The 9,693-nt window shown below is 73.9% G+C and carries 10 protein-coding genes; 2 read left to right on the forward strand and 8 right to left on the reverse strand.

Features of this window, described 5'->3' with window-relative positions:
• Positions 1-9: 9 nt before the first annotated feature.
• From ACFV2S_RS28800 to ACFV2S_RS28835, 8 genes are read right to left on the reverse strand one after another with little or no spacing between them, the layout of a single operon-like run.
• Positions 10-1,989, reverse strand: coding sequence for an NADH-quinone oxidoreductase subunit L (locus ACFV2S_RS28800; protein ID WP_385564984.1), 1,980 nt, complete (start codon positions 1,987-1,989; stop codon positions 10-12).
• A complete protein-coding gene (gene nuoK, locus ACFV2S_RS28805; RefSeq protein ID WP_383789949.1) occupies positions 1,986-2,327 on the reverse strand; it encodes an NADH-quinone oxidoreductase subunit NuoK in 342 nt (113 codons plus the stop codon). Before nuoK ends, ACFV2S_RS28800 begins: the two co-directional genes overlap by 4 nt.
• Positions 2,327-2,875 (reverse strand): NADH-quinone oxidoreductase subunit J, encoded by a 549-nt coding sequence (locus ACFV2S_RS28810; protein ID WP_383789951.1) that lies wholly within the window; start codon positions 2,873-2,875, stop codon positions 2,327-2,329. Before ACFV2S_RS28810 ends, nuoK begins: the two co-directional genes overlap by 1 nt.
• Positions 2,872-3,447: a NuoI/complex I 23 kDa subunit family protein gene (locus ACFV2S_RS28815; RefSeq protein WP_385564987.1), complete on the reverse strand. Its 576-nt coding sequence runs from the start codon at positions 3,445-3,447 to the stop codon at positions 2,872-2,874. The genes ACFV2S_RS28810 and ACFV2S_RS28815 overlap by 4 nt, the downstream gene beginning before the upstream one ends.
• Complete coding sequence (locus ACFV2S_RS28820) at positions 3,447-4,415, reverse strand: NADH-quinone oxidoreductase subunit H (protein WP_385564990.1); 969 nt, start codon at positions 4,413-4,415, stop codon at positions 3,447-3,449. Before ACFV2S_RS28820 ends, ACFV2S_RS28815 begins: the two co-directional genes overlap by 1 nt.
• Entirely contained in the window at positions 4,412-5,722 is a 1,311-nt protein-coding gene (locus tag ACFV2S_RS28825) for an NADH-quinone oxidoreductase subunit C (protein ID WP_385564993.1), read from the reverse strand. Before ACFV2S_RS28825 ends, ACFV2S_RS28820 begins: the two co-directional genes overlap by 4 nt.
• A complete protein-coding gene (locus ACFV2S_RS28830; RefSeq protein ID WP_383789961.1) occupies positions 5,719-6,297 on the reverse strand; it encodes an NADH-quinone oxidoreductase subunit B in 579 nt (192 codons plus the stop codon). The genes ACFV2S_RS28825 and ACFV2S_RS28830 overlap by 4 nt, the downstream gene beginning before the upstream one ends.
• On the reverse strand, positions 6,288-6,716 hold the full coding sequence (locus tag ACFV2S_RS28835; protein WP_383789964.1) for an NADH-quinone oxidoreductase subunit A: 429 nt from the start codon (positions 6,714-6,716) through the stop codon (positions 6,288-6,290). The genes ACFV2S_RS28830 and ACFV2S_RS28835 overlap by 10 nt, the downstream gene beginning before the upstream one ends.
• Positions 6,717-6,897: 181 nt before the next feature.
• On the opposite strand from ACFV2S_RS28835, the gene ACFV2S_RS28840 reads away from it, so the two are divergent.
• Both ACFV2S_RS28840 and ACFV2S_RS28845 read left to right on the forward strand, forming a co-directional pair.
• Positions 6,898-8,112 carry a sensor histidine kinase gene (locus ACFV2S_RS28840; protein WP_385564997.1) on the forward strand — a complete coding sequence of 405 codons (1,215 nt, stop codon included), beginning with the start codon at positions 6,898-6,900 and terminating at the stop codon, positions 8,110-8,112.
• A gap of 120 nt (positions 8,113-8,232) precedes the next feature.
• Positions 8,233-9,537: a sensor histidine kinase gene (locus tag ACFV2S_RS28845; RefSeq protein ID WP_385565000.1), complete on the forward strand. Its 1,305-nt coding sequence runs from the start codon at positions 8,233-8,235 to the stop codon at positions 9,535-9,537.
• Positions 9,538-9,693 lie beyond the last annotated feature (156 nt).

Genomic DNA, 9,693 nt, shown 5'->3' on the forward strand with positions numbered 1-9,693 from the left:
GATCACGGCTCACGCTCCGGCGGCGGCGTTGGCGAGGGCGACGGCGACGATCGCCAGGACGACGGAGCCTGCGAGCAGGGCGCTCAGGTAGGTCTGCACGTTGCCGGTCTGGGCGCGCCGGACGAGCCATCCGAGGCCCTTGGCGCTGTCCCCCGCGGCGCGGACGTAGGTGTCGACGACCTCGCGGTCCAGGAAGCGGACCAGGGAGGCGGCGGCGAGGACGGGGCGGACGAAGGCGGTCCGGTAGACGGCGTCCAGGTGGAAGCCGTCGGTGGCGGGTCCGTGCAGCGGCCCGAGCAGGACGCGCCCGGGGTCGGCCGGGTCCTCGGCGGGGTGCGGCAGGTGCAGCGCCTCGGCCTCGACCTGCCCCGCCTCGGCGTCCGGGTGGGCGACGTGCGGGACGGGGGCCGCGACCGGGGTGCGGGCGGCGAGGGTGCGCCAGACCGCGTAGGTGACGGCGGCTCCGGCGACGGCGAGCCCCGTGCCGAGGACGGCCGTGGTCAGGGTCGGGGTGAGGGGGTGTCCGTCGAACCAGTCGTCGAGGTAGGTGACGGTCAGACCGAAGCCGAGGGAGGGGATCGCGAGGACCCACAGGACGCTCGTCATGGCGATCGGCTGGCGCCCGTGGTCCGGGGCTTCGGCGCCGCGGCCGCGGAAGGTCCGCAGCCAGAGGCGGAGCGCGTACGCGGCGGTCAGCAGGGCCGTGAGCAGTCCGGCGACGAGGACGATCCAGCCGGCCCCGGCGGGGGCGACGTCCCGCTCGCCGAGCGCGGTGTGCTCGGCGGCCACGAGGACGGCCTCCTTGGAGAAGAAGCCGGCGAAGGGCGGGATCGCGGCGAGGGCGAGGAGGGCGACGGTCATCGTCCAGTACGCGTCGGGGATGCGGCGGGCGAGGCCGCTCATGCGGGACATGGCGGTCAGCGAGTTCGTGCCGGCGGCGTGGATGACCGCGCCGGCGGCGAGGAACAGCAGCGCCTTGAACGCGCCGTGCGAGACGAGGTGGAAGACGGCGGCGCCCCGGTCGCCGACGGCGAGGGCCCCGGCCATGTAGCCGAGCTGGCCGATCGTCGAGTAGGCGAGGACGCGCTTGATGTCGTCCTGGGCGAGGGCGGCGAGCGCCGAGCCGACCATCGTGATCGCGGCCATCACGGCGAGCACGGTCATCGCGGCGGCGGAGGCGGCGAAGACCGGGAGGAGCCGGGCCGTGAAGTAGATGCCGGCGGCGACCATCGTCGCGGCGTGGATGAGCGCGGAGACGGGGGTGGGGCCGGCCATGGCGTCGGGGAGCCAGGTGTGGAGCGGGAACTGCGCGGACTTGCCGGCGACACCGGCGAGCAGCAGCAGCGCGATCAGGGTGGGGTGGTCGAGGCCGCCGTGCGCGACGGCGCCGAGGACGCCCGTGATCTGGAAGGTGCCCGCGTCGGTGGCGAGCGCGAAGAGTCCGATGAGGAAGGGGACGTCACCGAGCTTGGTGACGAGGAAGGCCTTCAGGGAGGCGGACCGCGCCTCGGGGGTCTCCCAGTAGTGGCCGACGAGGAAGTACGAGCAGATGCCCATGACCTCCCAGCCGACCAGCAGCACCATCAGGTCGCCGGAGTAGACGACGACCAGCATCGCGGAGGTGAAGAGGGAGACGAGCGCGGCGTACGAGGGGTAGCGCGGGTCGTCGCGGAGGTAGCCGGTCGAGTAGATCTGCACGCAGGTCGCGACGACGCCGACGAGGACGGCGACGAGCGCGGCGAAGCCGTCGATGTGGAGGCTGAGGTCGATGGGGACCGAGCCGGTCTGGGTGAACAGGGTGGAGGCGTCGATCGCCGGCCCTCCGCCCTGGCGGGCGGCGACGAGCACGGCGAGGACCGCGGCGGCGAGGGTCGGCAGCACGGCCAGCGGGCGGACGAAGCCGGGCGCGGTGCGGCCGAGGAGGAGTCCGGCGGCGGAGCCGAGGAAGGGGAGGAGGGGGACGAGGACGGCGAGGGTGGTCGTGGTCACGCGGCGGCCTCGGCCTTCTCCTCGGCGGACGGCTGTTCCTTGGTGTCGCGGAGACGGTCGACGTCCGCGGTGCCGCGGTTGCGGTGGACCATCAGGACGATGGCGAGACCGATGCCGATCTCGGCGGCGGCGACGGCGATCGTGAAGAGGGTGAGCGCCTGGCCGGCGTGGAGGGTGTCGCGGAGCCAGACGTCGAAGGCGACGAGGTTGAGGTTGACGGCGTTGAGCATGAGCTCGACGGACATCAGGACCAGGATCGCGTTGCGGCGGGCGAGGACGCCGTAGAGGCCGACGGCGAAGAGGAGGGCGGCGAGGACGGCCGGGTAGGCGAGGTGCATCAGTTCTCGTCCTCCTTCTTCTTCCGGGAGAGGACGATCGCGCCGACGAGGGCGGCGAGGAGCAGCACCGACAGCGCCTCGAAGGGCAGCACCCAGTGCTGGAAGAGGAACTCGCCGGTGACGGCGGTGGAGCCCTGGGCGGGTCCGTCGAGGTCGATCCAGGTGGTGCGGAAGGCGTCGACGACGACCCAGACGAGGGCGGCCGCGGCGGCCAGCGCGACGGCGAGGGCGACCGGGCGGTTGCCGGAGTCGGCGTCCGGGGAGCGGCCGATGGGGGCCTTGGTGAGCATGAGACCGAAGAGGAGGAGGACGACGACGGAACCGACGTAGATCAGGACCTGGACCCAGGCGATGAACTCGGCGGTCAGGAGGAGGTACTCGACGGCGAGCCCGCCGAGCGCCACGACCAGCCAGAGGGCGGCGTGCACCAGCTGGCGGGTGGTGACGGTGACGAGGGCGGCGCCGAGGGTGACGAGGCCGACGAGGACGAAGGCGATCTCGACGCCGGTGGGCGAGAGGAAGCCGGCGCTCTGTGCTGCGAGGGTCACTGCTGGTCCTCCTGGGCCTGCGCCTGGGCGGCGGCCTCGGCCTCGGCGGCCGCCTGGGCGGCGGCCTTCTCCGCCGCCTTGCGGGCCGCGGCGATCTCCTTCGGCTCCTCCGCGTGCGGGTCGAGCGCGGGCGGCTCGGGGACCGTCCACATCCACTCGCGGAGCTTGTCGCGCTCGTGGGTGAGCTCGTGGATGTCGGTCTCCGCGTACTCGAACTCGGGGGACCAGAACAGCGCGTCGAAGGGGCAGACCTCGATGCAGATCCCGCAGTACATGCAGAGGGAGAAGTCGATGGCGAAGCGGTCGAGGACGTTCCGGCTGCGCTCGCGGCCGCCGGGGGCGGCGGGCGGCACCGTCTCCTTGTGGGAGTCGATGTAGATGCACCAGTCGGGGCACTCACGGGCGCACAGCATGCAGACCGTGCAGTTCTCCTCGAACAGGCCGATGACCCCGCGGGTGCGGGGCGGCAGCTCGGGCTGCACGTCCGGGTACTGCGCGGTGACGGTCTTCCTCGTCATCGTGCGGAGGGTGACGGCGAGGCCCTTGGCGAGGCCGGAGCCGGGGATGGGCATTACTGGATCGCCACCTTCACGATGCCGGTGAGTGCGATCTGCGCGAGCGCGAGCGGGACGAGGGTCGTCCAGGCGAGCTTCTGCAGCTGGTCCTCGCGGAGGCGCGGATAGCTCACCCGCAGCCAGATCACGACGAACGCGAGGACGGCCGTCTTGAGGAGGGTCCAGACCCAGCCGAGGCCGTCGGCGCCGAAGGGGCCGTGCCAGCCGCCGAGGAACAGGACGGTGGTGAGACCGCAGAGGACGACGATGCCCGCGTACTCGGCGAGCAGGAACAGCGCGAAGCGGAGACCGGTGTACTCGGTGTACGCGCCGAAGATGATCTCCGAGTCGGCGACCGGCATGTCGAACGGGGGCCGCTGGAGCTCGGCGAGGCCGGCGACGAAGAACACGAGCGCGCCGATGATCTGCCAGGGCAGCCACCACCACTCGAAGGCGTTCAGGATCCCGGGCAGCGAGACGGTGCCGGCGGCCATCGCCACGGAGGCGGCGGCGAGCAGCATCGGGAGCTCGTACGCGAGGAGCTGGGCGGCGGTGCGGAGACCGCCGAGCAGCGAGAACTTGTTCGCGGAGGCCCAGCCGGCCATGAGCGAGCCGAGGACGCCGACGCCCATGACGGCGAGCACGAAGAAGATGCCGGCGTCGACGACCTGACCGACGGCGCCTTCGCCCGGGCCGATCGGGATCGCGACGAGGACGAGCAGGTACGGGAGGAGGGCGACGGCCGGCGCGAGCTGGAAGATCCGCCGGTCCGCGTCCTTCGGGACCACGTCCTCCTTCTGCGCGAACTTCACGCCGTCGGCGACGAGCTGGGCCCAGCCGTGGAAGCCGCCCGCGTACATGGGGCCGAGGCGGCCCTGCATGTGCGCCATGACCTTGTGCTCGGTCTGTCCGACGACGAGCGGCAGCACGAGGAAGACGCCGAAGACGATGAGCAGGCGGACGGCGACGTCGAGTGCGTCGTTCACGCGGGATCGCCTCCGGCGGGGTGGGTGGGGTGGTCGTCGCCGTCACGGTCGCCCTGCGGGGCGGTGTCCGCCGGGGCGTCGGATTCGGGGGCCGCGTCCTGGGCCGGGCGCTCCGCGGGGGAGGCCGGGTCCTGGGCCGGGGCGTTCGGCGCGGGGGCCGGGTCCTGGGCCGGGGCGGCGGGCCCCGTCTCCGGGGTGGCCTCGGTCTTGGCTGCCTCACCGGCGTCCGGGGCGGCGGACGTCGCCGGAGTCGCGGACTCGGCCGGAGCAGCGGGTCCCGTCCGGGTCCCGGGCTCGGCCGGGGGCTCCGGTGCCGTCGGGGGCTCCTCGAAGGCCGGCCGGGCGTGGTGCCAGGGGGCGTCCGAGCTGCGGGTACGCGGGGTGGCGGCCGACGCGCGGGGCGCGGGGGCGTCCGTCTCCGGGGCCGCCTGCCCGTCGGCCGGGGCCGCCTGGCTGGCCGAGCCGTCGGACGCCGAGCGGGAACGGCGCGGCGGACGGGCCGGGGACGCCGGGGCCTCCGTCGCGCCCTCCGCCTCCGGGGCAGCCTGGCTCGCCGAGCCCTCCGACGCCGAGCGGGCGCGGCGGGCCGGGGCGGCGCCCGGCTCCGGGGCCGTCTGGCTCGCCGAGCCCTCCGTGGCCGTGCGGGTGCGGCGGACCGGGCGGTCGCCCGCCGCCGCTCGGGCCGGGCGGTCGCCGGCCGCGCCGCGGGCCGGGCGGGCGGGGGCCGGGGGGAGCTGGCCCTTCAGGGGGCCCCATTCGTTGGGGTCCGGGACGCCCGGCGGGAGCATCTGGCGGCGCTTCGGGCCGCCGTCGTGCGACTCGCCCGGCTCCTTCGCTCCCGGCCACGCCTTGGCGACCCGGGCCGCCAGGACGAAGTCCTTGCGCAGCGGGTGGCCCTCGAAGTTCTCGGGGAGGAGGAGGGGGACGAGGTGCGGGTGGCCCTCGAAGTCCACGCCGAACATCTCGTGGGTCTCGCGCTCGTGCCAGCCCGCGCCCGCGTACACCCCGATCGCCGTCGGCAGGACGGGTGCGTCGTGCGGGACGGTGGTGCGCAGCAGGAGCCGGCGCGGCCGGCCCTCGCCGAGCGCGACCACGTGGGCGCAGACGCGGAAGCCGGTGCCCGGCTCGTCGACCGCGCTCAGCCAGTCGAAGTACGTGCAGCCCAGGTCGTCACGGGCCGTGGTGAGCGCCGTGAGCCAGGACGCCGGCGGGACGTCGACGGTCAGCAGGTCGTACGCCTGCTCCGCCGTCGCCTCCTCGCCGAAGATCTCCGTCACGGCGTCGGGGAGGGAGTCGTAGCCGGTCATGCCGTGCCTCCGGGCGCCGCGGGGTCCGGCCGCTCGACGAGGGGGCTCGTCAGCTGCGCCACCGAGGGAGCGGTCGCGTACCGCTCGGCCAGGCTCTCGCGGGCGATCTTCTCCTGGAGCTTGAGGATGCCCTGGAGCAGCGCTTCGGGGCGCGGCGGGCAGCCCGGCACGTAGACGTCGACGGGGATGATCTGGTCGACGCCCTTGGTGACCGAGTACGAGTCCCAGTACGGGCCGCCGCAGTTCGAGCAGGCACCGAAGGAGATGACGTACTTCGGCTCGGGCATCTGCTCGTACAGCCGCTTCACCGCGGGCGCCATCTTGTCCGTCACCGTGCCGGAGACGATCATCAGGTCGGCCTGGCGCGGGCCCGGCGCGAAGGGGATCACGCCGAGGCGGATGAAGTCGTGCCGGGCCATCGACGCGGCGATGAACTCGATCGCGCAGCAGGCGAGCCCGAAGTTGAAGACCCACAGGCTGTAGCGGCGGCCCCAGTTCAGGACCACCTTCATGGGCTCGGGGGCCAGGCGGGCGAGCGGCCCCAGCTTCGGAGCGGGCAGGGGTGTCACATCCATGCCAGGACGCCCTTCTTGTACGCGTAGAGCAGCCCCACGGCCAGGAAGCCGAGGAAGACGAACATCTCGACCAGGGTCGTGGCGCCGTATCCGGGCGCGGCGAAGACCGTCGCCCAGGGGAAGAGGAAGATCGAGTCGACGGCGAAGATGACGTAGAGGAAGGCGTACACGTAGTAGCGGACCTGGGTGTGGGCCCAGCCCTCCCCCACGGGGTCGACACCGCACTCGTAGGTGAGGAGTTTCTCGGGCGTCGGCACGACGGGCCGGAGCAGCCGGCCCGCGCCGAACGCCACGGCGACGAACAGCACGCCGATGACGGCGAGCAGCCCTACGACGGAGTACGTCTGGAAGTAGTCCGCCGCGTCGGCCGCGACAACGGTCGGTTCCCGCACGTCCGCCCCTCGGTCTCGGTGTCTCATGAGTCACTTCTATACGGACGCGAGTCTAGGCCCTGCTAAAGGGACCGTAAGCAGTCGCGGTGGCCTACGCGGCTACCTGCCGGTACGTACGCGAGCGTCCGTGCCGGTGGGGATATCCCCCCTTCCGCTCACCCACCTCCCCCATGGCGTCGCGCCCTCCCCGACCGGCAGTCTGGGGACCATGAGCGCCGATCTTGATCCCGTCGAGTCCCCCGAGTCGTCCGGCTCCGCCGACTCCGCCGAGAACCCTCGTCCGCCGCTGCGGCTCGCCTACGGCAAGGAGACCTGGAAGGAGATCGCCTTCCTCCTCTCCAACCTCTTCACCGCGCTGGCCGGTTTCGTCTACGCGGTGGTCAGCGTCGCCCTCGGCGTGGGCCTCGCGGTCACCGTGATCGGTCTGCCGCTGCTCGCCCTCGGCCTCAGCGGCGCCCGCCTCGTCGGCCGGTCGGAACGGGCGCGGGCCCGCGCGCTGCTCGGACTGAAGGTGGCCGAGCCCTCGCCGCTGCCGTCGCGCGGCGGTTTCTTCGGCTGGCTGTGGTCCCGGCTGAAGGACCCGGTGGCCTGGCGGACCCAGCTGTACGGGCTGATCCGGCTGCCCTGGGGCATCGTCACGTTCACCGTCGGTCTGGTCTCGCTCCTGGTGCTCTGGCCCGTCCTCCCCTTCCTGGCCCGCGGCCTGGCCAACGGCGACCGGGGCATGGTCCGGGGGCTGCTCTCGCCCTCCGACGAGCTGGAGCGGCGGATCGCCGAGCTGGAGTCGGACCGGGGCGTGGTCGTCGACACCGCCGCGGCCGACCTGCGGCGCATCGAGCGCGACCTGCACGACGGCGCCCAGGCCCGGCTCGTGGCCCTGGCGATGGGGCTCGGTCTGGCGAAGGAGAAGCTCCTGGAGGACCCGGAGGCCGCCGCGGCGATGGTCGACGAGGCGCACGGCGAGGTGAAGCTGGCCCTCCAGGAGCTGCGGGACCTCGCCCGGGGCATCCACCCGGCCGTCCTCACCGACCGGGGGCTCAGCGCGGCGCTCTCCTCCGTCTCCGCACGCTGCACGGTGCCGGTGAAGGTGCACGTGGACCTGGCGGAGCGGCCCGCGGAGGCGATCGAGGGCATCGCGTACTTCACGGTGTCGGAGCTGCTCCAGAACGTCTCCAAGCACGCGCGCGCCCGGTCCGCCTCCGTGGAGGTCTGGCGCTCCGGCGACCGGCTGATGCTCCAGGTCCGGGACGACGGGGCCGGCGGGGCGCGCTTCGACGGCGGCACGGGGCTCGCGGGGCTCGCCGAGCGGCTCGGCGCGGTCGACGGGCTGCTCGTCCTCGACTCCCCCGAGGGCGGTCCCACGACGGTCACGGCGGAGCTCCCGTGGCGGTCCCGGCCGACGGCGAAGACCTCCGGCAGGTAGGGAAAACCCCCGCCCACGGACGCCCACCCGCCTCATGGTCCGGCGGGGCGCGGGACGGAACCCTGGAACTCGTACCGCCCACACCCCCGGAAACGCTCCGAGCAGACAAGGAACACCGTGATGGCCGCCTCCCCCCGACTCCCCGCCGCGATCCGCGCGCCGTTCGAGGCCCGCACCTGGCGCGCCTTCGGCTACGTGCTGATCGGGCTGCCGCTGAGCGTGCTCTGGTTCGCGCTCTCCGTCTCCTTCGTCTCGGCCGGCGCCGGGCTGCTCATCACCTTCCTCGGTGTGCCGGTCCTGGCCGGGGCGCTCGCGATGTGCCGGGGCTTCGGCGCGGTGGAGCGGACCAGGGCCCGCGCGCTCCTCGACTTCGACGTGGCCGCGCCGGAGCCGGTGCGCGGGCGGACGGGCGGGGCCTTCTCCTGGATGGGGGCCATGCTGAAGAGCGGTGCGTCGTGGCGGCACCTGCTGTACGCGATCCTGCACATGCCGTGGGCGGTGTTCTCGTTCTCGGTGACGGTGGCGCTGTGGGCCTGGGGCTGGAGCTTCTTCACGTACCCGCTGTGGCAGTGGACCTTCCCCGCGTGGGTGGGGCAGGACGGGATCCAGCTGTACGGCGACGCGACCCACTCCTTCTACCTCGACGCGCCCTTCGAGATCGCCGTGACCAGCCTGATCGGGCTCGTGTTCGTCCTCATCGGGCCGTGGGTGCTGCGCGGGCTGGTCTCCGTCGACCGGCTGCTCGTCTCCGGGCTCCTCGGCCCGTCGCGCCTCGCCTCGCGCGTCACGGAGCTGGAGTCGGACCGGGGCGTGGTCGTCGACACCGCCGCGGCCGACCTGCGGCGCATCGAGCGCGACCTGCACGACGGCGCCCAGGCCCGGCTCGCGGCGCTCGCCATGGACCTGGGGCTCGCGAAGGAGAAGCTGGCGCGGGACCCGCAGGCGGCGGCGGTCCTCGTCGACGAGGCGCACGGCGAGGTGAAGCTGGCCCTCCAGGAGCTGCGGGACCTCGCCCGGGGCATCCACCCCGCCGTCCTCACCGACCGGGGGCTCGACGCGGCGCTGTCGGCGGTGGCCTCGCGGTGCGCGGTCCCGGTGTCCGTGGACGTGGACCTGCCGGCGCGGCCGGTGCCGGCGATCGAGGGCATCGCGTACTTCACGGTCTCGGAGCTCCTCCAGAACGTCAGCCGGCACGCGCGCGCCCGGCGCGCCTGGGTCGACGTGTGGCGGACCGGGGACCGGCTGATGCTCCAGGTGCGGGACGACGGTGTGGGCGGCGCGGGCGTCCCGGGCGGCGGCTCGGGCGGCGGCTCGGGCCTGGCGGGGCTCTCGGAGCGGGTCGGGGCGGTGGACGGGGTGCTGGCGGTGGACTCGCCGGCGGGCGGGCCGACGACGGTGACGGTGGAACTCCCCTGGCGGGCGTAGCCCTGCCGGGCCCGCTGCCCGTGTGGGCCTTCGCCCGCTGCCCGTGTGGGCCTTCGCCCGCTGCCCGTGTGGGCAATCGTCCCGCTGGGGCGGGACGGGTGGGCACACGGGACGGCGCCCTCTAGCGGCGCCTCCGCGTTCCGCGCCTGGACCCGC

Origin of the sequence: Streptomyces sp. NPDC059695 (assembly GCF_042733785.1) — a bacterium.
Classification (GTDB): Bacteria; Actinomycetota; Actinomycetes; order Streptomycetales; family Streptomycetaceae; genus Streptomyces.